Source organism: Serratia rubidaea, from assembly GCF_016026735.1.
Lineage (GTDB): Bacteria > Pseudomonadota > Gammaproteobacteria > Enterobacterales > Enterobacteriaceae > Serratia_B > Serratia_B rubidaea.
The window spans coordinates 479,805-501,221 of sequence record NZ_CP065640.1 but is presented as its reverse complement, the minus strand read 5'-3'; the positions used below and the strand labels follow the sequence as shown (position 1 = coordinate 501,221).

Here is a 21,417-nt window from a genome sequence, read left to right as displayed (position 1 = left end):
TCCCGTCATCCGGCTGCCGGCAAGGTGAAAACCCTGCGGGGCGCCCGCGAGCGGAAGAGGGGACAGCCGCTTCTGAAGTCTGAACATAGGGTCGGGTAAATGGCAAAAGTATCATTGGAGAAAGACAGGATTAAATTCCTGTTAGTGGAAGGGGTTCATCAAAGCACGGTGGATAATCTGCGCGCTGCCGGTTATACCAACATTGAATATCACAAAGGTGCGTTAGACACCGAGTCACTCAAGGCATCGATCCGCGATGCGCATTTCATCGGTATCCGATCGCGCACGCATCTGAGCGAAGAAATCTTCGCCGCGGCCGAGAAACTGGTGGCGGTAGGCTGCTTCTGCATCGGCACCAACCAGGTGGATTTGAAAGCGGCGACCAAACGCGGCATCCCGGTGTTTAACGCACCTTTCTCCAATACCCGATCCGTCGCCGAAATGGTGCTGGGCGAGCTGCTGCTGATGCTGCGCGGCGTCCCGTCGGCCAACGCCAAGGCGCACCGCGGCGTGTGGAACAAACTGGCCGTAGGCTCGTACGAGGCGCGCGGCAAGAAACTGGGCATTATCGGCTACGGCCATATCGGCACCCAGCTGGGCATTCTGGCCGAAGGGCTGGGGATGAAGGTGTTCTTCTACGATATTGAGAACAAACTGCCGCTGGGTAACGCGCAGCAGGTGCGTCATCTGTCCGACCTGCTGAATATGAGCGACGTCGTTACCCTGCACGTGCCGGAAACGCCATCGACCAAGAACATGATGGGCAAGGACGAGATGGCGCTGATGAAGCCAGGCTCGATCCTGATCAACGCCTCCCGCGGCACCGTCGTCGATATTCCGGCGCTGTGCGAAGCCCTGTCCAGCAAGCACCTGGCGGGCGCGGCGATCGACGTGTTCCCGGAAGAGCCGGCGACCAACAGCGATCCGTTCAATTCGCCGCTGTGCGAGTTTGACAATGTGATCCTGACGCCGCACATCGGCGGCTCCACGCAGGAAGCGCAGGAAAATATCGGCGATGAAGTGGCCGGTAAACTGGCGAAGTATTCCGATAACGGCTCTACGCTGTCAGCGGTTAACTTCCCGGAAGTGTCGCTGCCGGCGCACAGCCCGAACGCCAGCCGCCTGCTGCATATCCATGAAAACCGCCCCGGCGTGCTGACCCAGATTAACCAGATCTTTGCCGAAGAGGGCGTTAACATCGCCGCGCAGTATCTGCAGACCGGCCCGGAAATTGGTTATGTGGTGATTGATATCGAAGCGGAAACCGAACGCGCCGACGCAGCGCTGCAGCGGATGAAGGCCATTGCCGGCACCATTCGCGCCCGCCTGCTGTTCTGATTCGCGTTTCAGCGCTGATAAAAAGGCCGGGCTTGTCCCGGCCTTTTGCTATTGGGCGATTTGCCAGGCCCAGACTTTGGACGGGGTGACGATCTCCGGCAGCGGGATATCCCAGTGTTCGCTCGGGATGCTCTCCACCTGCTGACAGTCGTGCGCCAGTCCGATCGGATAGGGGCCGCCGTGCTGCCACTGCTGCAGCGTGCGGTCATAGAAGCCGCCGCCCATACCCAGGCGCTGCCCCTGAGCGTCGAACGCCACCAACGGCGCCAGAATGACCGCCAGCTGCGAGGTTGGCAGCACGTTACGCACGTCCAGTTCAGGCTCGAGAATATTAAAGCGGTTGGGGCGCAGCACGCTGCCGGCATGATAGTGCAAGAACAGCAGATTCCCCGGGCTGAACGGGTGCAGCACCGGCAGATAAAGCCGCTTGCCCATGCGCCACAGGCGCTCGATCAGCGGGCGGGTATCCAGCTCGCCGTCAAAAGAGAGAAACGCCGCGACGCTGTCGGCGGCAACAATGCGCGGATGGGCGGCGATGCGCTCGGCAGTCTGCTCGGCGAAAAGCTGCTGTTGCTGGGCGGAAAGCGCACGGCGTCGCTGACGGATTTGCTGACGGATAGCCTGTCGCTGCTGGGCGAACTGAGGTTGGAAATGCATCATGGGCATGATCGCATGGCGCGTTAAAGGCCGCGTAAACCTGAGAAAAGGGGGAATCTCCGAGATGCCGTCGCAGGCTGTAACCCTTGAACCCGAGGTTCAAGGTGAACGTACCGTCGCAATCTTAAGGCTTCTCGACAAGCGAGCATGCTCACCGATCGCGGAGCAATACATTCTGTTTGTACTAAATATCGGCTCAGGGGACTGGCCCGCTGGCAAACATCTCAGAGAAATTTTTTACTCATTGCCGAACCGTTAGCGTTCAGCAACTTATGTTATTCGAATTGTGCATCATCCTGACGGTCAGAGATGCGACCTTGTTCAAGCAGCGCCTGTTCAATGGTCTGTTGCAGCATACGGATGCGCTGTTCCATATTGGCCGCATAATCACGAGTTTTCAAGCGTTCTTGCGCAAGTTCGTGACAAACATTCAACGCGGCAATGAAAACCAGCTGTTCAGTATTTGTGACTCTAGTGCGAACTTTGAGATCTTGCAACCGCTGGTTAAGATCGTCCGCCGCCATGTTCAACGCATCTTGTTGTTCTGGCGGGCAATTTACCCTTAACGAACGGCCAAAAATTTGAATATCTACTGGTTGTGCAGACATGCCACCTTCCTGCCTAAATTTCGCGCCGGCTCCGGTCTATCGAAGCGGGGCGCCACTATATATACCTCGGCACCAAGATACAACCCCTTAAAACCCGGCATCTTATCCCGTGGTTATTCAGTAACCTGATGATAATCTACTGTGCGTTGCGGCGGCAGTCAAAAAAATAGCCAGACCGCGGCGAACGTTGCCATCATCCCGGCCAACCCTGACACAGACGGACTGTCACCGGCCACTGAAGGGGCGTGCTTATCTGGTATAACCACGGACCTTGGTGGTAGCATAACACGAACTTATCCTGCCAACGATGACGAATACGCATGTCTATACAGAATACACAGCTAAATTACTTCACTTTGTCCGCCGCGCTGAACCAGCAGGCGGTGGCGTTAACCGCGGCGGAAATGCACGGTTTAATCAGCGGTTTGCTGTGCGGCGGCAACAATGACGCCAGCTGGCGCACGCTGGTGCACGACCTGACCAATGAAGGCGTGGCGTTCCCGCAGGCGCTGAGCCAGCCGCTGCAGCAGGTGTACGATCAGATCCGCGAAACGCTGGCCGATGACGAATTTATGTTCCAGCTGATGCTGCCTGAAGGCGAGGCGGTCACGGTGTTCGAACGTGCCGATGCGCTGTCCGGCTGGGTTAACCACTTCCTGCTGGGCCTTGGCATGATGCAGCCGAAGCTGGCGCAGGTGAAGGATGAAGTGGGTGAAGCGATTGACGACCTGCGCAGCATCGCGCAGCTGGGCTACGACGAAGACGAAGACCAGGAAGAGCTGGAGCAGTCGCTGGAAGAAGTGGCGGAATACGTCCGTATGGCGGCGATCCTCTGCTATAACGAATTCAACCGCCGCCAGCCGACCGCGGTGGAAAACGTCAAACCTACGCTGCACTAAAATTCGTATCGACCGTGCGCTTCGGCCGACTTGATTTCAGGAGAAGGACATGACTCAGCAGGAATTTCAGAACCGCCGCCAGGCGCTGTTGGCGAAAATGGCGCCGGGCAGCGCGGCGGTGATCTTTGCCGCGCCGGAAGCCACGCGCAGCGCAGATTCAGAATATCCTTACCGCCAGAACAGCGATTTTTGGTATCTGACCGGTTTTAACGAACCGGAAGCGGTGTTGATTCTGATTAAGAGCGACGAAACGCACAGCCACAGCGTCCTGTTCAACCGGGTGCGCGATCTGACGGCGGAAATCTGGTTCGGCCGCCGTCTGGGGCAGGAGGCGGCGCCCGCCAGGCTGGGCGTGGACCGCGCGCTGCCGTTCGATGAAATTCATGAGCAGCTGCATCTGCTGCTTAATGGCCTGGATGTGGTGTACCACGCGCAGGGCGAATACGCCTATGCGGACCAGATCCTCTACGCCGCGCTGGATAAGCTGCGCAAAGGCTTCCGCCAGAACTTCCAGGCGCCGGCCACCGTGACCGACTGGCGGCCGTGGCTGCACGACCTGCGGCTGTTTAAATCGGCCGAAGAGCTGGCGGTGATGCGCCGCGCCGGGGAAATCAGCGCGCTGGCGCACACCCGCGCGATGGAAAAATGCCGCCCGGGCATGTTCGAATACCAGCTGGAAGCGGAGATTCACCACGAATTTACCCGCCTCGGCGCCCGCTATCCGTCGTATAACACCATCGTTGGCAGCGGTGAAAACGCCTGCATTTTGCATTACACCGAAAACGAAAGTGAGATGCGCGACGGCGATCTGGTGCTGATCGACGCCGGCTGCGAGTACCAGGGCTATGCGGGCGATATTACCCGCACCTTCCCGGTCAACGGCAGGTTCAGCGCGCCGCAGCGCGCGGTGTATGACATTGTGCTGGCCTCCCTCAACAAGGCGCTGACGCTGTTCAGACCCGGCACCAGCATCGGCGAAGTGAATGCGGAAGTGGTGCGCATTATGGTCACCGGGCTGGTGGAGCTGGGCGTGATGAAAGGCGACGTCGAGCAGCTGATCGCCGAACAGGCGCACCGCCAGTTCTTTATGCACGGCCTGAGCCACTGGCTGGGGCTGGATGTGCACGACGTCGGCCATTACGGTTCGCCGAACCGCGATCGGCTGCTGGAGCCGGGCATGGTGCTGACGGTGGAGCCGGGGTTGTATATCGCGCCGGACGCCGACGTGCCGGAGGCCTACCGCGGCATCGGCATCCGTATCGAGGACGATATCGTGATTACGCCGGACGGCAATGAGAACCTGACCGCCAGCGTGGTGAAAGACGCCGATGCGATCGAAGCGTTGATGGCGGCGGCAAGATAAGATGAGCGTAATTATCGTTGGCGGCGGGATGGCCGGAGCGACGCTGGCGTTGGCGCTGTCGTCGCTGACGCAGGGCCGGGTGCGCATTGACGTGGTTGAAGCCACGCGGCCGGGCGACCGGATGCATCCGGGATTTGACGCACGCGCCATTGCGCTGGCGCAGGGCACCTGCCAGCAGCTCAGCCGCATCGGCGTCTGGCCTGCGCTGCGCGACTGTGCGACGGCGATTTCTCAGGTGCACGTCAGCGACCGCGGCCATGCCGGCTTCGTCAATCTGTCGGCGCAGGACTATCAGGTCGAGGCGCTGGGGCAGGTGATCGAACTGTACGACGCCGGCCAGCGGCTGTTTGGCCTGCTGGAAAAAGCGCCGGGCGTGACGCTGCATTGTCCGGCCAAGGTGGTCGACGTGACGCGCAGCCGCGAGCAGGCCGTGGTGCAGCTGGACAACGGGCAGCGCCTGAGCGGCCAGCTGCTGGTCGCCGCGGACGGCTCGCGTTCCGCGCTGGCGCGCGCCTGCAACGTGCAGTGGCGGCAGCAGGACTACCCGCAGTTTGCCACCATCGCCAACGTCACCAGCGAGCAGGATCCGCAGGGGCGCGCCTTTGAGCGTTTTACCCGTCACGGGCCGCTGGCGCTGCTGCCGATGTCGCAGGGGCGCAGTTCGCTGGTCTGGTGTCACGACCGCGACGATCGCGAGCGGGTGGACGCCTGGGACGACGCGCGTTTTCTGCAGGAGCTGCAGCAGGCGTTCGGCTGGCGTCTGGGGCGGATGCTGCAGGTCGGCAAGCGCCACAGTTACCCGTTGAGCCTGCTGACCGCGCAACAGCACGTATCCCACCGGCTGGCGCTGGTAGGCAATGCGGCGCAGACGCTGCACCCGATCGCCGGGCAGGGCTTCAACCTGGGCCTGCGCGACGTGATGTCGCTGGCGGAAACCGTGGCGCAAGCGGCGCAGGCCGGCGAAGATCTCGGCGCCTATGCGGTGCTCGGCCGCTACCAGCGGCGACGTCAGCAGGACCAGCAGGCGACCATCGGCGTGACCGACGGCCTGATCAAACTGTTCGCCAACCGCTATGCGCCGCTGGTGGTTGGGCGTAATCTGGGCCTGATGGCAATGGAACATTTACCCGTGGTGCGCGATGCCTTTGCCAAACGCACCCTGGGCTGGGTCGAGCGCTAGGCTGACGCCCGCGATGCCGCTCCCCATTATTTAAGGCGTTTTTAAGGAATCAGCAGCATGCAATCATTCGATGTGGTTATCGCCGGCGGCGGTATGGTGGGGCTGGCGCTGGCCTGCGGCCTGCAGGGCAACGGCCTGCGCGTGGCGGTGCTGGAGCACCGTCAGCCGGAGCAGGGCGTTCCGGAGCAGTTGGCGCTGCGCGTTTCCGCCATCAACGCGGCCAGCGAACGTCTGCTGCAACAGATTGGCGTCTGGGACGATATTCTGCAGCTGCGCGCCAGCGCCTACAATGCGATGGAAGTGTGGGACCGCGACAGCTTCGGTAAAATCGCCTTCCGCGGCGATGAGTGCGGCTTCAGCCATCTGGGCCATATTGTAGAAAACAACGTGATTCAGCAGGCGCTGTGGCGCAAGGCGCAGACGCTGTCGGACGTGACGCTGCTGACGCCGGCGGCGTTAAAACAGGTCGCCTGGGGCGAGAACGACGCCTTTATCACGCTGGAGGACGGCCGCATGCTGAGCGCGCGGCTGGTGGTAGGCGCCGACGGCGCCAACTCCTGGCTGCGTCAGCACGCCGATATTCCGCTTACCTTCTGGGACTACCGCCACAGCGCGCTGGTCGCCACCATCCGTACCGAAGAGCCGCATCTGGCCACGGCGCGTCAGGTGTTTCACGGCGACGGCATTCTGGCCTTCCTGCCGTTTGGCGACCCGCACCTGTGTTCGATCGTCTGGTCGGTGGCGCCGGAAGAGGCAGAACGGCTCAGCCAGCTGTCGCCGGAGGCGTTTAACCGCGAGCTGAGCATGACCTTTGATATGCGTCTGGGACGCTGCACGCTGGAAAGCGAGCGTCTGACCTTCCCGCTGACCGGACGCTATGCCCGCAACTTTGCCGGCCACCGTCTGGCGCTGGTGGGGGACGCGGCGCACACCGTACACCCGCTGGCCGGGCAGGGCGTCAACCTGGGCTTTATGGACGCCGCGGAGCTGATTGCGGAGCTGAAGCGCCTGCAAAGGCAGGGCAAGGATATCGGCCAGCACCTGTATCTGCGGCGTTATGAGCGCCGGCGTAAACACGGCGCGGCGGTGATGCTGGCCAGCATGCAGGGGTTCCGCGAACTGTTTGACGGCAATAACCCGGCCAAAAAGCTGCTGCGCGATGTCGGCCTGCGGCTGGCCGACAGCCTGCCGGGCGTCAAGCCGAAGCTGGTGCGTCAGGCAATGGGGCTGAACGATCTGCCGGAGTGGCTGGCTTAACGTTGCTTCGTCAGAGAGTGTGATTCACACAGGGGCGCTATCATGGCGCCCCTGTTTTTTTATGCTTTCAGCCATCACTTTTCCTTATATTACCCTTCATTTGAAATAATCTAATTTAACGCCCGATAACCCATTAGTTTTTGTAATCCGATGAAAAAAAAGCCCAGGCCATAACTCCTTCTGTTACAGCGTGTTTGTTATATAACATCGGACATTTGCCGCTTTAATTGTTAATTTTGTGCCTTAAGGCGCATTTTTCCAGTGAAAAACTCTGCACACTAGCGCGACATTTTCCCTGCCGCACAGCGCGCCGGGCCTATTTTAACTTATGGTTAAAAACGACGTTCGGTGATAAGTTCAGGTAAAGGGTATCGTTTGCGTCGTGCTGATGGGCGCCGTTTTCGCCCCGGTCTCGCACGGCATTTTAACCCCGGAACAGAGTCAGCCTGCCGCAGCGCGGCCGGGTGATGACGGGGACATGGTGAAAAGAGGGATAAGATGGCAAAGCAAACCCCACTGTATGAGCAGCACGTGGCATGCGGCGCTCGCATGGTCGATTTTCATGGTTGGATGATGCCGCTGCATTACGGCTCGCAGATTGATGAGCACCACGCCGTGCGTCAGGACGCCGGCATGTTCGATGTCTCCCACATGACCATCGTCGATTTGCACGGCGCCCGCACCCGGGAGTTCCTGCGCTATCTGCTGGCGAACGACGTTGCCAAACTCACCCAGCCCGGCAAGGCGCTGTACAGCGGCATGCTGAATGCCTCCGGCGGCGTGATTGACGATCTGATCGTGTACTTCCTGACGGAAGACTATTTCCGCCTGGTGGTGAACTCCGCTACGCGCGATAAGGATCTGGCGTGGATTGAGCAGCACGCGGCGCCGTATGGCGTAGAGCTGCGGGTGCGCGACGACCTGGCGCTGATCGCGGTGCAGGGGCCGCAGGCCAAAGAGCGCGCCGGCACCTTGCTGAGCGCCGAACAACAGCAGGCGGTGGCCGGCATGAAACCGTTCTTCGGCGTACAGGCCGGCGAGCTGTTTATCGCCACCACCGGCTATACCGGCGAAGCGGGCTATGAGATCGCCCTGCCGCAAGAGCAGGCGGCCGACTTCTGGCAGCGTCTGCTGGCAGCGGGCGTGAAGCCGGCCGGCCTTGGCGCGCGCGACACGCTGCGCCTGGAAGCCGGGATGAACCTCTATGGCCAGGAGATGGATGAAGGCGTATCGCCGCTGGCGGCCAATATGGGCTGGACCATCGCCTGGGAGCCGCAGGACCGTCAATTTATCGGCCGCGACGCGCTGGAGCAGCAGCGCGAGCAGGGCACCGAACAACTGGTCGGATTGGTGATGACGGAAAAGGGCGTATTACGTAATGAGCTGCCGGTGCGTTTCACCGATGAAGCCGGCCAGACGCAGGAAGGGGCGATCACCAGCGGCTCGTTCTCACCGACGCTGGGCTTCAGCATTGCGCTGGCGCGGGTGCCGGCCGGCATCGGCGAGCAGGCCATCGTGCAGATCCGCAACCGTGAAATGCCGGTGAAGGTCACCAAGCCCGGTTTTGTACGTGCCGGTAAGTCACTGATTGATTAATTACTTTTTGATTTTATTTTGAAGGAGTCGCGGGCGATGAGCAATGTACCAACTGAACTGAAATACGCTACCTCTCACGAGTGGGTGCGCAGCGAAGGCAATGGCGAATATGTGGTGGGCATCACCGAGCATGCGCAAGAGCTGCTGGGGGATATGGTGTTTGTCGATCTGCCGGAAGTCGGCGCCACCGTTGCCGCCGGCGACGACTGCGCGGTGGCGGAGTCGGTGAAAGCCGCGTCCGACATCTATGCGCCAATCAGCGGTGAAATCATCGCGGTGAATGAAGAGCTGGACGGCTCGCCGGAGCTGGTTAACAGCGATGCCTATGGCGACGGCTGGCTGTTCCGCATCAAGGCTTCTGACGAAGCGGAACTCAGCAAACTGCTGGATGCCGCCGGCTATCAGAAGTCCATCGACGAGTAATGGTTACCACGCCCCGTACGCCGATGCGCCGGGGCGTTTTAGTTGTTAAGGCTACATCCCGTACCACGCAAGCATTCAGGAATTTGTCGCAATGACTCAGACACTCAGCCAACTTGAACACAGCGAAGCGTTCATTGAACGCCATATCGGCTCTTCTGCACAGCAGCAGCAAGAGATGCTGGAGGCGGTGGGCGCACGCTCGCTCAGCGCGCTGATCCAACAGATTGTGCCGGCAGACATTCAGCTGCCGGGGCCGCCGCCGGTTGGCGATGCGGTGACTGAACATCAGGCGCTGGCCGAACTGAAGGCGATCGCCGGCCAGAACCAGCGCTACAAATCCTATATCGGCATGGGCTACAGCTCGGTGCTGACGCCGCCGGTGATCCTGCGCAACATGCTGGAAAACCCGGGCTGGTACACCGCCTATACGCCGTATCAGCCGGAAGTGTCGCAGGGCCGTCTGGAAGCGCTGCTGAATTTCCAGACCGTGACGCTGGATCTGACCGGTCTGGATCTGGCCTCCGCTTCGCTGCTGGATGAAGCGACCGCCGCCGCCGAAGCGATGGCGCTGGCCAAGCGCGCCAGCAAACTGAAAGACGCCAACCGTTTCTTCGTCGCTGACGATGTGCATCCGCAGACGCTGGACGTGGTGCGCACCCGCGCCGAAACCTTCAACTTTGACGTGATCGTCGATAAAGCGGAAAAAGTGCTGGAGCTGGACGGCGTGTTCGGCGTACTGCTGCAGCAGGTGGGCACCACCGGCGAGCTGCACGACTACAGCGCGCTGCTGGCCGAGCTGAAATCCCGCAAGATTATTACCAGCGTGGCGGCCGACTTTATGGCGCTGGTGCTGCTGACCGCGCCGGGCAAGCAGGGCGCCGACGTGGTGTTCGGCTCCGCACAGCGCTTCGGCGTGCCGATGGGCTACGGCGGCCCGCACGCGGCCTTCTTCGCCTGCCGCGATGAGTTCAAACGTTCGATGCCGGGCCGGATTATCGGCGTTTCCCGCGATGTTGCCGGCAATACCGCGCTGCGCATGGCGATGCAGACCCGCGAACAGCATATCCGCCGCGAAAAGGCCAACTCCAATATTTGCACCTCGCAGGTGCTGCTGGCCAATATCGCCAGCCTGTATGCGGTGTATCACGGCCCGCAGGGGCTGAAGCGCATCGCCGAGCGTATTCACCGCCTGACCGATATCCTGGCCGCCGGGCTGCAGCAGGCCGGTCTGCAGCTGCGTCATGACAGCTGGTTCGATACCCTGACGGTAGAGGTCAAAGATAAGGCGGCGGTGCTGGAGCGCGCCCTGAGCTTCGGGCTGAACCTGCGCACCGACATTCACGGCGCGGTCGGCATCACGCTGGATGAAGCCACCTCGCGTGAAGACGTGCAGACGCTGTTTGCGGTGCTGGCCGGCGACGGCCACGGGCTGGATATCGACGCGCTGGACGCGGCGGTCAGCGCGGCGAGCGCCTCCATTCCTGCGCCGATGCTGCGTCAGGAACCGATTCTCACCCACCCGGTGTTCAACAGCTATCACAGCGAAACCGAAATGATGCGCTATATGCATCGTCTGGAGCGTAAGGATCTGGCGCTGAACCAGGCAATGATCCCGCTGGGTTCCTGCACCATGAAGCTGAACGCCGCGGCGGAAATGATTCCGATCACCTGGCCTGAATTCTCCGATATGCACCCGTTCTGCCCGCCGGAGCAGGCGACCGGCTACCAGATGATGATTGGTCAGCTGTCGCAGTGGCTGGTGCAGCTGACCGGCTATGATGCGGTCTGCATGCAGCCGAACTCCGGCGCGCAGGGCGAATATGCCGGTCTGCTGGCGATTCGCCGCTACCATGAAAGCCGCAATGAGGCGGGGCGTCACGTCTGCCTGATCCCAAGTTCGGCGCACGGCACCAACCCGGCCTCCGCCCAGATGGCGGGCATGAGCGTGGTGGTGGTGGCCTGCGACAAAAACGGCAACATCGATCTGCACGATCTGCGGGTCAAGGCTGAACAGGCGGGCGCGGAGCTGTCGTGCATCATGGTGACCTACCCGTCCACCCACGGCGTGTATGAAGAAACCATCCGCGAAGTGTGCCAGATCGTGCATCAGTTCGGCGGCCAGGTGTACCTGGACGGCGCCAACATGAACGCTCAGGTCGGCATCACTACGCCGGGCTATATCGGCGCGGACGTTTCCCACCTCAACCTGCATAAAACCTTCTGCATTCCACACGGCGGCGGCGGCCCGGGCATGGGGCCGATCGGCGTGAAAGCGCATCTGGCGCCGTTTGTTCCCGGCCACAGCGTGGTGCAGATCGACGGCGTAACCACCCAGCAGGGCGCAGTGTCCGCCGCGCCGTTCGGCAGCGCGTCGATTCTGCCGATCAGCTGGATGTACATCCGCATGATGGGCGCGGAAGGCCTGAAGCAGGCCAGCCAGGTGGCGATCCTCAACGCCAACTATATCGCCACCCGTCTGAAGGATGCGTATCCGATTCTGTATACCGGCCGCGACCACCGCGTGGCGCACGAATGCATTCTGGATATTCGTCCGCTGAAAGAAGAGACCGGCATCAGCGAGATGGATATTGCCAAACGTCTGATCGACTATGGCTTCCACGCGCCGACCATGTCGTTCCCGGTTGCGGGCACGCTGATGGTTGAACCGACGGAGTCGGAGAGCAAGGTAGAGCTGGACCGCTTTATCGACGCGCTGCTGTCGATCCGTGCGGAGATGGAGAGCGTGAAGCAGGGCGCATGGCCGCTGGACGACAACCCGCTGGTGAATGCGCCGCACGTGCAGGCCGAGCTGGTGGGCGACTGGCAGCATGCCTACAGCCGCGAGCTGGCGGTGTTCCCGTCTGCGGCGGTGCGTGAGAACAAATACTGGCCGACCGTGAAGCGGCTGGATGACGTTTACGGCGACCGCAACCTGTTCTGCTCCTGCGTGCCGATCGGCGAATATCAGTAACGCGTCAGCGAAGAGTGACAACCCAGGGACACCGCATTATGCGGTGTCCCTTTTTTATTGGCGGCGTTCAGCAGTCGCAGACCAGATGAATATCCTCCGGCTCGCGGGCGAACAGTTCGGCATCGGGTTCGGCAAGCAGGCGACATCCCTGCGCCAGATAAAAATCGACGGTGCGCTTATTGGGGATGGAAGAAACGTACAGCCCGGCGGCGCCATGCTGCTGCAACTGCTGCAGGCAGTGCCGAAACAGCATTTTCCCCAATCCCTGACCGCGCCGCTCGGCGCTGACGTAGAAGAACAGCAGCTGGCGTAAATTTTGTTCCGGCCCGCGCGGCACGCTGTCCAGCGCCGCCGCTGCGACGATGATCTCCTGATCGAACAGGGCGAAGAAGCTGCCGCCGCGGTCAAAGCTCTCTTCATGCAGCGGCGTGTAGACTTCACGATCGTGCGGATCCCAGCCGCGGACGTCGTAGTAGTCGGCGTAAGCCTGCAGTTGTCCGTTCTGCAGCCGGTACAGCGTGGTAATTTCTTCACGGCGGTCAATCTGCCAGAGTAGCTCAAGCTGATCCCGCGCCAGCGTTATGGGCGTCGTCATGTCACGTTACTCTTGTTGGGGCGGTTGCGTATCACCGCCTGACAAGCGGCTATGCATCGTGCAGCAGCGCGCTGCGGAAGGAGAGGATATGCGCCTGCGCCGCGCTTTCCGCCGCGTCCGCGTCCTGCTGCGCCAGCGCGGCGATAATCGCCCGGTGTTCGTCGATCACTTCCTGCATATGGCCCTGCCGGGAGAGCGAGGTCGCCCAGAAGCGCTGGGCGCGCGCGTGCAGTACGCTGAGAATATCCGCCAGCATGGCGTTGCCGGCGATCTGCGCCAGCGCCTGATGGAATTCATGATCCAGCGTCATCATGCGTACCCGGTCGCGCGCCTGGCAGGCGGCGTCGATCTGCCGGTTGATCGCCTCCAGCCCGGCGATCTGCGATGCGCTGGCGCGCTTGCTGGCCAGCCGCATGCACAGCAGCTCATTGGCCAGCCGCACCTCGATCAGCTCCAGCGCATCGTCGATCGACAGCGGCGCCACCATCACGCCTTTACGCGGGATCACCTGCAGTAATCCCTCATTCGCCAGCCGATGGATCGCCTGATTGATCGGCGTGCGCCCCATTGCCAGATCGTCCATCACCTGCGCCGTATTCAGATATTCGCCGGGCTTGTAGCTCAGCGTCACCAGCGCCTGTTTAAAGCGGCGATAGGCCAGTTCGTTCTGCGACAGGCCGGCTTCCTCTACCGTCGGGAATTCCCGGCGCTCTGCGTCAACGGTCTTCACACTTTGCTCCTGCAACCAGAAAGTTTTTAGACATAGTACACAAAAACATGGCACGGAAATCGCTTATTTAGCAACTGAAGATATAGTGAAATTTCACTGTTATTTAACACCAAGGAAACAGATGCCATGCAACTAACCTTCACTTTACCTGAATCAGCGGGGGCTGAGGCGCTGAATGTGGCGATCGATCATCTGGTGATCGCCGGCTGGACCGGACGCGACCACGAGGCCATTTTGCACCACATCAGGGAGCTGGCGGCGCTGGGCGTGCCCCAGCCGAGTGCAATCCCGCTGTTTTATCGCGTGGCGGCCAACCAGCTTAGCCAGAGCGCCAGCGTCGAGGTGGTCGGCGGCGCCAGCTCCGGCGAAGCCGAACCGCTGATCTTTATCCACCGCGGCGAGCTGTACGTGTCGCTGGCCTCCGATCACACCGACCGTCAGCTGGAGGCGCACAGCGTTGCGCTGTCGAAGCAGCTGTGCGTCAAGCCGGTCGCCACGGCGGCCTGGCCGTTGCATGAGGTGGCGGAACACTGGGACAGTTTAATTCTGCGCGCCTGGATCTATGAGGAGGGGGAGTTCCGCCTCTACCAACAGGGCACGCTGGCCGGCCTGCGCACGCCGGGGGATTTGCTCGAGCGCTATCTGGGCGGCATGCAGACGCCGGAATGCCTGACGATGCCGCAGCCGCCGGAAGGGCTGGCGATGACCTGCGGCACCCTGGCGGCGATTGGCGGCATCCGCCCGGCGGCGGAGTTCCGTATGGAGCTGGTGGACGAGGTATTGGGACGCACCATCAGTCACGCTTATCGCAGCATTGAATTACCGGTGGTGGCGTGATGGAAAACAGGACATTACGCCAGGCCGCCGCCGCGCTGGCCTGCGGCGATGTGACGTCTGAACGGCTGACCGCCGCCGCGCTGGCGCGGATTGACGATCCGCAAGGGGAAGGGGCGCGCGCGTTTATCAGCGTCTATCACGACTGGGCGCGCCGGCAGGCGCGGGATGCTGACCGCCGGCGTGCGGCCGGGCAGCCTCTCTCCGCACTGGACGGCGTGCCGGTGTCGGTGAAAGACCTGTTCGACGTGGCGGGCGAAGCCACCCGCGGCGGTTCACGGGCGCTGGCGCACGCGCCGGCGGCGCAGCGTCATGCGGCGGTGGTACAGCGGCTGCTGCAGGCCGGCGCGGTGGTGATCGGTAAAACCAATATGACCGAATTCGCCTATTCCGGCCTGGGCATTAACCCGCACTACGGCACGCCGGCCAACCCGTGGCGACGCCAGGAGCGGCGCATTCCCGGCGGTTCTTCGTCCGGCGCGGCGGTGGCGGTCAGCGACGGCATGGGCTTTGGCGCGATTGGCAGCGATACCGGCGGTTCGGTGCGCATTCCGGCGGCGTTCTGCGGCCTGACCGGCTATAAGCCCAGCGCCAGCCGCATCGATATGGCGGGCGTACAGCCGCTGTCGCCGTCGCTGGACTCCGTTGGTGTGATTGCCCACGGCCTGGAGGACTGCATCGCGCTGGACGCACTGATTGCGCAGCAGCCGCTGCAGCCGCTCGCCCGGCCGCTGGCGCAGGCGCGTTTTGCACTGCCGCAGACGCTGGCGCTGGATGATCTGGACGAGGCGGTATCCACGGCGTTTCAGCGTGCGCTGCGGCAGCTGAGGCAGGCGGGCGCGCAGATTGACGCCCTGCCTTGCGACGAGTTTGCCGAACTGGCGGCGATCAACGCCAGCGGCGGCTTTACCGCGCTGGAGTCCTGGCAGTGGCATCAGACGCTGATTGCCGAGCAGGCGGCGGCTTACGACCCGCGGGTGCTGTCGCGCATCCGTCGCGGCGCGGCGCTGGGCGACGAGGACGGCAACCGGCTGCGGGAGCAGCGCCGCGACTGGCAGCGGCGGGTGACGGCGTCGCTGCAGGGCTACCATGCGCTGCTGATGCCCAGCGTGCCGTTTGTCGCGCCGACCATCGCCGAGCTGGAGGCGGACGAGGCGCTCTATTTCCGTATCAACGGCGCTGCGCTGCGCAACCCCTCCATCATCAATTTCCTGGACGGCTGCGCCGTGTCGCTGCCGATTCAGCCGCCGGGCGAGGCGCCGGTGGGGCTGATGGTCGCCGGCCTGACGCAGCAGGATGAAGCGCTGCTGGGCTGGGCGCTGTCCATTGAGCGCTGCCTGGCCGGCGCATAACCTTCGGCGGGCGCGCCCGCCTCATAAATGAGCTAACAGGAGAGTCCCATGACCGGAACCCCGAACGGAATGCTGTTTGTCGCCACCGACGTTGCCGCGCAGGATGAGGCGGAGTTCAACCGCTGGTATGACCGTGAACACGTAGAGGAACGGGTGCGCATCGACGGCTTTTTAAGCGGCGCGCGCTATCAGGCGCTGCAGGGCGGACGCAAATACCTGGGCCTGTATAAAACCGTCTCGCTCGACAGTTTTACCTCGCCGGCCTATCACGCGGCGTTCACCCGGCAAACGCCGTGGTCGGTGGCCAGCCTGGACAAAATGGTGAACCCGATGCGGCGGGTCTGCGCCGTGCAGGCGGTGACCGGCTTCGGCAGCGGCAGCCATCTTGGCGTGATCGCGCTGCCGACGGCCGACGCCGCGGCGTTAACGCAGCGCGTCCGCCAGCTCGGTGAGGCGCTGTCCGCCGAGGCGGGTTTTGTCTGCAGCAGCCTGCTGCTGCCGGATGCGGCGCTCAGTACGCCGCTGCCGAAAGAAGCGCCCGATAACCGCACGCTGTCGCCGATGCTGCTGATCGAGAGCAGCAGCGCCGCGGCCGGCGAACGTCTTAACGCGCTGGCCTGTCAGCGGCTGGATATCGCCGAAGAGTCCGCACTGCACTACGCCCTTGGCTGGCAACTCACCGCACAGGAGCTGAAACCATGAATACTTCAACCACCGACGCGCCGCTGGATAACGCGGCCCAGCGCAGCGAGAGCGCGCCGAACACCGGCAAACTGGCGGCGGCCAGCTCCATCGGCACCGCGCTGGAATGGTACGACTTCACCGTTTACAACATTATGGCGGCGCTGATTTTTAATCACGTTTTCTTCCCCTCCTTTGACCCGCTGGTGGGCACCATCCTGGCGTTTTCCACCTATGCGGTCGGCTATGTTTCGCGGCCGATCGGCGGCATGGTGTTCGGCCACCTGGGCGACGTGCTCGGCCGGCGCTTTGTGTTGGTCACCACGCTGCTGATTATGGGCGGCACCACCGCGCTGATGGGCATGCTGCCCGGCTATGCCAGCTGGGGCATCTGGAGCCCGCTGCTGCTTGTGACGCTGCGCTTTATTCAGGGTATCGCGCTGGGCGGCGAATGGGCCGGCGCGGTGCTGCTGGCGATGGAGCACGGTAAACCGCAGCAGCGCGGACGCAACGCGTCGTTCGCCCAGGTCGGCCCTTCCTGCGGAACGCTGGTAGGCACCGGGTTTATCACCGTGGTGACGTTGGCGATGTCGGCGGAGGATTTCCAACAGTGGGGCTGGCGCATTCCATTCCTGCTGAGTCTGGCGCTGGTGGCGTTCGGCCTGTGGCTGCGGCGCGGCGTGGGCGAGACGCCGGCGTTTTTGCAATTGGCGGCGAACCGCGATGTGACGCATGCGCCGCTGCGTGAGGTCTTCAGCCACCATAAGCGTCCGCTGCTGATTGCCGGCGGCTCACGCATCGGCTCCGACGTGCTGTACGCGCTGGTGGTGGTGTTTACGCTGACCTATGTCACGACGGTGCTGAACCTGCCGCGGCCGCTGGCGCTGGCCGCCACCATGTTAGGCGCGGTGGGCAACGCGATTACGGTGCCGCTGTTCGGCGCGCTGTCCGACCGTCTGGGCCGCCGGCCGGTGTATATCGGCGGCGCGCTGGCGGGGGTCGTCTGGGCCTTTGTGTTCTTCGTGCTGCTGGACAGCACCCAGCCGGTGCTGATCTGTCTGGCGGTGGTGGTGGGGCTGCTGATCCATGCGGCGATGTACGGCCCGCAGGCGGCGTTTGTCACCGAACAGTTTCCGACGCGCGTGCGCTATGCCGGTTCGTCGCTGGCCTACACGCTGGCGGGGATTGTCGGCGGCGGCTTTGCGCCGCTGATTATCACGTCGCTGTACAAATCGTATGACAGCACGCTGGCGATCTCGGCCTATGTAACGCTGACGCTGTTGATCACCCTGTGGGCGGTGTGGGCGGCCAGGGAGACCGCCCATAAGCCGCTGTAATGCCGACGCCGGGCGCAGGCCCGGCGCGTTATTACTTCAGCCAGCCTTTGCGCTGCGCGTCCTGCAGGTGGTGCAGCAGGTGTTGCCACAGCTCCGGATAGACCTCGGCAATCGTCTCGTTGCGCGACAGCACCTGCTCCAGCGAGATGCCGTTCTCCACCCAGCTTTGCCCCTCATTATGCAGGTTCATCAGCATCGGCATGGTGCGGTCCAGCACCAGCGCAAAGCGCGCGTCGGCGGTTTCGGCATCTTCATATTCCTGCCATAAAGCGGTGAAATACTCGCGCTGTGGCTCCGGCAGCATGCCGAACAGGCGGCGCGCGGCGGCGACTTCCTGATCGTGCACGGCGGCGCGGGCCGCCAGGTCGTACACCAGCACGTCGCCGGCGTCGATCTCAACGATGTCATGCAGCAGCGCCATCTGGATGACTCGCTGGATATCAACGTCCTTGCCGGCGTAAGGCGCCAGGCTCATGGCGGCGATGGCGAAGTGCCAGCTGTGTTCGGCGGAGTTTTCCTGACGCTGGGTGCCCAGCACCTTGGTGCGGCGCTGAACGCTTTTGAGTTTGTCGATTTCCATCAGGAACCGGATGACTTCGGTCATGGCGCCAAATTCTAATGCGGGTACGGCAGATGACATGGTACAGCCTCGGTGTAGGTGACGTTAAAACCCAGCGATTGTAGACCAGCGTCGGGGGGATTTCGATATTTTCAGCATGTTACAAGCGTTCACATTTTTATTTTAGCGTACACGTGTACACTGGAATTATTCTCAGTTAAGCTGCTTTTGCGTTAATTGCGAGCAATGCAGACGTTTTTGAGGGCTGGAATATTATGGGTAAAACGGACGTGGCGAAAGCCGGGACGCAGGCGGAAAATACGGCGAAATCAGCCTATCCATGGGCGGAAGAGATCGCCAACAGCGTCAGTCACGGCATTGGTTTGGTCTTTGGCATCGTCGGCCTGGTGCTGCTGCTTGGCCAGGCGATCGACACCGGCGCCGGCGCGACGGCGATCACCAGCTACAGCCTGTACGGCGGCAGCATGATCCTGCTGTACCTGGCCTCAACGCTGTACCACGCCATTCCTCATCAGAAGGCCAAACACTGGCTGAAAAAATTTGACCACTGTGCGATTTACCTGCTGATTGCCGGCACCTATACGCCTTTTCTGCTGGTGGGGCTGGGGTCGCCGCTGGCGCGTGGGCTGATGGCGGTTATCTGGGGCATGGCGCTGCTCGGCGTGTTGTTCAAGCTGGCGTTCGCCCACCGCTTTGAGGCGCTGTCGCTGGTGACCTATCTGACCATGGGCTGGCTGTCGCTGATCGTTATCTACCAGTTGGCGACACGGCTGGATATCGGCGGCGTGACGCTGCTGGCGGTCGGCGGGGTGGTGTACAGCCTGGGGGTGATTTTTTACGCTTCCAAGCGCTGGCGCTTCGGGCACGCCATCTGGCACGCCTTCGTGCTGGGCGGCAGCGTGTGCCACTTTATGGCGATCTATCTGTACGTCTGAGGTGGTTTGCCGCCCGGCCGCGCGCACTGAGCAACGCGGCCGGGCGGGCGAGGGTTACTTCTCTTCGACCAGCGAGTAAGGCAGCGGCATGATGCTGAGCTCGCCGCCGGCGTCCTCGCGCAGCCGCAGCGTGCTGTCCGCCTCCAGGTCATTATTCAACACTGCCTGCACCCACAGCGTACCGTCGGCCAGCTGGCTGGCGGCCAGCACGGTGCCGGTACGGCGCCAGTTCTCCCCCAGCTGCAGTTCCAGATCGTCCGCCGCGGCCGGCACCCGGCTGCCTTTCCCCGCCAGCCAGTACAGCGCGCGCTTGTTGGCGCCGCGGAACTTGGCGCGCGCCACCATTTCCTGACCGGTATAGCAGCCTTTGCTGAAGCTGATGCCGTCCAGCGCCTGCAGGTTGGTGGCCTGCGGGATCAGCTGCGCGCTGGTGGCCGCGTCGATAATCGGATAGCCAGCTTCGATATCCAGCGTCAGCCACTGACGGCTGTCGTTTTGTTCGGCCTGCTGCTGCAAGCGGCTGACCAGCCGTTCGGCGACCGCCGCGCTGGTGACCAGCAGAAAGCGCTCCGCCGGCTGGCTGAAGTGCAGCAGCGTGGTGTCACCGTCCTGCGCCACCGGATGCTGCGCATCGGGCAGCTGGCTGAAGACGTCCGCCAGCGCGGCGCGCGCCTGGAAGCCGGCCACGCCGAGCAGCACCACGTCATTATCGGCGGCGATGGTCACTTTTGAGAACACCGCATATTTTTTGATCTCCGCCAGCTGGCTGTCCAGCAGGCTGCGGCGCTCCAGATAGGCGAAGCCCTCACCGCGCCGGAACAGGCGCAGGTTGCTCCACATTTTTCCCTTGGCGTCGCAGTGCGCGCAGAGAACGTGCTGGTCGTCCGCCAGCGCCTCAACGTCGGCGGTAACCTGCCCCTGCAGGTATTTCACCGTGTCGGGGCCATTCATCGTCACCAGCGCCCAGTCTTCCAGCGAAATCAGCGTCAATGGCAGATGGGAAGAGGCGGAAGGCTGACGAGGTGGAAAAGGAGTCGTGAACGTCATAGTCGGTTCCTGATTTACGTTATATCCGGCCGGGTTCACCGCGGCGGCCGTCGCATGATGCCGGATATCCAGCGTGCCTGAAAGAGTCGTTCCTCCATGGTAAAAGAGGGCGCAGGCTTTGCAAACAGTTATTCCGCCGCAGCGCTTTTTTTGACATTTCGCGCTAACATTCTTCCCGCCGTGTATGTCAAATTGTTACTCTATACGTTTATGGCTCATGCTACCCTTGCACATCGTTCGTGAGCCGACGGAATTATATTGCGCGTGTGTTGCCATACGGTGTGTCGGTTGAACCCTATGCTGGCTTTGCCACGCTGAACAGAGGTTGGTCATAACAACATGGATATTAATAACAAAGCGCGTATTCACTGGGCTTGCCGCCGGGGAATGCGTGAACTGGACATCTCCATCATGCCGTTTTTCGAGCATGAGTACGATTCATTGAGCGACGACGACAAGGCGCTGTTCGTGCGTCTGCTGCAGAGCGACGATCCCGATCTGTTTAACTGGCTGATGAATCATGGCGCCCCGCAGGACGCCGAACTGCAAAGAATGGTGACGCTGATCCAGACGCGAAATAAAGATCGTGGCCCAGTGGCGATGTGATGTCCGCATCTCCTGGCGTACTCAGCTTGTCTCGCTGTTGGCGCATGGCGCGCTGATACTGCTGATTCTGATCTCGCCGTGGCCGGAAAGTTACGACCCGATCTGGCTGTTGCTGCTGACGCTGGTGGTTTTCGAATGTATTCGCAGTCAGACGCGTATTGCTTCGCGTCAGGGGGAGCTGCGCCTGCTTTCCGCGCCGCAGCGGGTGATTTGGCAGGGCAAGGAGTGGCGGCTGGCCCGTCGCCCCTGGATGCTGCGCGGCGGCATGCTGCTGACGCTGCAGGCGAGCGGCAAGCGCAAACGCCGCCGACTATGGCTGGCGTCGGACTGTATCAGCAGCGCCGAGTGGCGGCAGTTGTGCCAGCGGATGCAGCTGGCCGAGGATGAGTCTGAAGGCTAGGTTCGGGGGGCGCAGAGGCGCCCCTCGA

At 62.2% G+C, this 21,417-nt stretch carries 21 protein-coding genes and 1 other RNA gene; 15 read left to right on the top strand and 7 right to left on the bottom strand.

Going from position 1 to position 21,417, the window contains the following annotated elements; all coding sequences use genetic code 11:
- The first annotated feature begins 99 nt into the window (after positions 1-99).
- On the top strand, positions 100-1,338 hold the full coding sequence (gene serA, locus I6G83_RS02295; protein WP_015673687.1) for a phosphoglycerate dehydrogenase: 1,239 nt from the start codon (positions 100-102) through the stop codon (positions 1,336-1,338).
- A gap of 48 nt (positions 1,339-1,386) precedes the next feature.
- On the opposite strand, the gene I6G83_RS02290 is transcribed toward serA, so the two are convergent.
- The 3 genes from I6G83_RS02290 to zapA form a co-directional block, all read right to left on the bottom strand.
- Entirely contained in the window at positions 1,387-1,995 is a 609-nt protein-coding gene (locus tag I6G83_RS02290) for a 5-formyltetrahydrofolate cyclo-ligase (RefSeq protein WP_054306498.1), read from the bottom strand.
- A 52-nt stretch (positions 1,996-2,047) separates the two neighbouring features.
- Positions 2,048-2,229: non-coding RNA, 6S RNA (gene ssrS / locus I6G83_RS02285), on the bottom strand.
- A 41-nt stretch (positions 2,230-2,270) separates the two neighbouring features.
- Entirely contained in the window at positions 2,271-2,603 is a 333-nt protein-coding gene (gene zapA, locus I6G83_RS02280; protein WP_015673685.1) for a cell division protein ZapA, read from the bottom strand.
- 320 nt (positions 2,604-2,923) lie between these two features.
- Between zapA and I6G83_RS02275 the strand changes: the two genes are divergently transcribed.
- From I6G83_RS02275 to gcvP, 7 genes are all read left to right on the top strand, one after another.
- Positions 2,924-3,502 carry a YecA/YgfB family protein gene (locus I6G83_RS02275; protein ID WP_054306489.1) on the top strand — a complete coding sequence of 193 codons (579 nt, stop codon included), beginning with the start codon at positions 2,924-2,926 and terminating at the stop codon, positions 3,500-3,502.
- Positions 3,503-3,551: 49 nt separating this feature from the next.
- Positions 3,552-4,865, top strand: a complete 1,314-nt coding sequence (gene pepP / locus I6G83_RS02270) for a Xaa-Pro aminopeptidase (RefSeq protein WP_054306488.1) — start codon at positions 3,552-3,554, stop codon at positions 4,863-4,865.
- Position 4,866: 1 nt separating this feature from the next.
- A complete protein-coding gene (gene ubiH / locus I6G83_RS02265; protein ID WP_054306487.1) occupies positions 4,867-6,045 on the top strand; it encodes a 2-octaprenyl-6-methoxyphenyl hydroxylase in 1,179 nt (392 codons plus the stop codon).
- A 57-nt stretch (positions 6,046-6,102) separates the two neighbouring features.
- Positions 6,103-7,302, top strand: a complete 1,200-nt coding sequence (gene ubiI, locus I6G83_RS02260; protein ID WP_054306486.1) for an FAD-dependent 2-octaprenylphenol hydroxylase — start codon at positions 6,103-6,105, stop codon at positions 7,300-7,302.
- Between the two features lie 498 nt (positions 7,303-7,800).
- A complete protein-coding gene (gene gcvT, locus I6G83_RS02255; RefSeq protein ID WP_015673680.1) occupies positions 7,801-8,898 on the top strand; it encodes a glycine cleavage system aminomethyltransferase GcvT in 1,098 nt (365 codons plus the stop codon).
- A gap of 36 nt (positions 8,899-8,934) precedes the next feature.
- Positions 8,935-9,321 carry a glycine cleavage system protein GcvH gene (gene gcvH, locus I6G83_RS02250; protein WP_015673679.1) on the top strand — a complete coding sequence of 129 codons (387 nt, stop codon included), beginning with the start codon at positions 8,935-8,937 and terminating at the stop codon, positions 9,319-9,321.
- Positions 9,322-9,412: 91 nt separating this feature from the next.
- The gene (gene gcvP, locus I6G83_RS02245; RefSeq protein ID WP_054306485.1) at positions 9,413-12,292 is read left to right on the top strand and encodes an aminomethyl-transferring glycine dehydrogenase; all 2,880 of its coding nucleotides are present in this window, start codon (positions 9,413-9,415) and stop codon (positions 12,290-12,292) included.
- A 67-nt stretch (positions 12,293-12,359) separates the two neighbouring features.
- Here gcvP and I6G83_RS02240 read toward each other — a convergent pair whose 3' ends face one another.
- Complete coding sequence (locus I6G83_RS02240) at positions 12,360-12,887, bottom strand: GNAT family N-acetyltransferase (RefSeq protein WP_054306484.1); 528 nt, start codon at positions 12,885-12,887, stop codon at positions 12,360-12,362.
- A gap of 49 nt (positions 12,888-12,936) precedes the next feature.
- Positions 12,937-13,617: a GntR family transcriptional regulator gene (locus I6G83_RS02235; protein WP_015673676.1), complete on the bottom strand. Its 681-nt coding sequence runs from the start codon at positions 13,615-13,617 to the stop codon at positions 12,937-12,939.
- Between the two features lie 126 nt (positions 13,618-13,743).
- Between I6G83_RS02235 and I6G83_RS02230 the strand changes: the two genes are divergently transcribed.
- From I6G83_RS02230 to I6G83_RS02215, 4 genes are read left to right on the top strand one after another with little or no spacing between them, the layout of a single operon-like run.
- The gene (locus I6G83_RS02230; protein ID WP_015673675.1) at positions 13,744-14,454 is read left to right on the top strand and encodes a DUF2848 domain-containing protein; all 711 of its coding nucleotides are present in this window, start codon (positions 13,744-13,746) and stop codon (positions 14,452-14,454) included.
- Positions 14,454-15,803, top strand: a complete 1,350-nt coding sequence (locus I6G83_RS02225; protein WP_062779293.1) for an amidase — start codon at positions 14,454-14,456, stop codon at positions 15,801-15,803. Before I6G83_RS02230 ends, I6G83_RS02225 begins: the two co-directional genes overlap by 1 nt.
- Before the next feature lie 48 nt (positions 15,804-15,851).
- On the top strand, positions 15,852-16,505 hold the full coding sequence (locus tag I6G83_RS02220; RefSeq protein WP_062779296.1) for a DUF4286 family protein: 654 nt from the start codon (positions 15,852-15,854) through the stop codon (positions 16,503-16,505).
- Positions 16,502-17,821 carry an MFS transporter gene (locus tag I6G83_RS02215; RefSeq protein WP_054306181.1) on the top strand — a complete coding sequence of 440 codons (1,320 nt, stop codon included), beginning with the start codon at positions 16,502-16,504 and terminating at the stop codon, positions 17,819-17,821. Before I6G83_RS02220 ends, I6G83_RS02215 begins: the two co-directional genes overlap by 4 nt.
- 31 nt (positions 17,822-17,852) lie before the next feature.
- Here the strand turns inward: I6G83_RS02215 and I6G83_RS02210 are convergent, their stop codons facing one another.
- On the bottom strand, positions 17,853-18,461 hold the full coding sequence (locus tag I6G83_RS02210; RefSeq protein WP_054306180.1) for an HD domain-containing protein: 609 nt from the start codon (positions 18,459-18,461) through the stop codon (positions 17,853-17,855).
- A gap of 194 nt (positions 18,462-18,655) precedes the next feature.
- On the opposite strand from I6G83_RS02210, the gene trhA reads away from it, so the two are divergent.
- Positions 18,656-19,336, top strand: coding sequence for a PAQR family membrane homeostasis protein TrhA (trhA, locus tag I6G83_RS02205; RefSeq protein WP_015673670.1), 681 nt, complete (start codon positions 18,656-18,658; stop codon positions 19,334-19,336).
- 54 nt (positions 19,337-19,390) lie between these two features.
- On the opposite strand, the gene ygfZ is transcribed toward trhA, so the two are convergent.
- Positions 19,391-20,383: a tRNA-modifying protein YgfZ gene (ygfZ, locus tag I6G83_RS02200; protein WP_054306179.1), complete on the bottom strand. Its 993-nt coding sequence runs from the start codon at positions 20,381-20,383 to the stop codon at positions 19,391-19,393.
- 339 nt (positions 20,384-20,722) lie between these two features.
- On the opposite strand from ygfZ, the gene sdhE reads away from it, so the two are divergent.
- Positions 20,723-20,989 (top strand): FAD assembly factor SdhE, encoded by a 267-nt coding sequence (gene sdhE / locus I6G83_RS02195; protein WP_054306178.1) that lies wholly within the window; start codon positions 20,723-20,725, stop codon positions 20,987-20,989.
- Complete coding sequence (locus I6G83_RS02190) at positions 20,970-21,389, top strand: protein YgfX (RefSeq protein ID WP_054306177.1); 420 nt, start codon at positions 20,970-20,972, stop codon at positions 21,387-21,389. The genes sdhE and I6G83_RS02190 overlap by 20 nt, the downstream gene beginning before the upstream one ends.
- Positions 21,390-21,417: the final 28 nt, after the last annotated feature.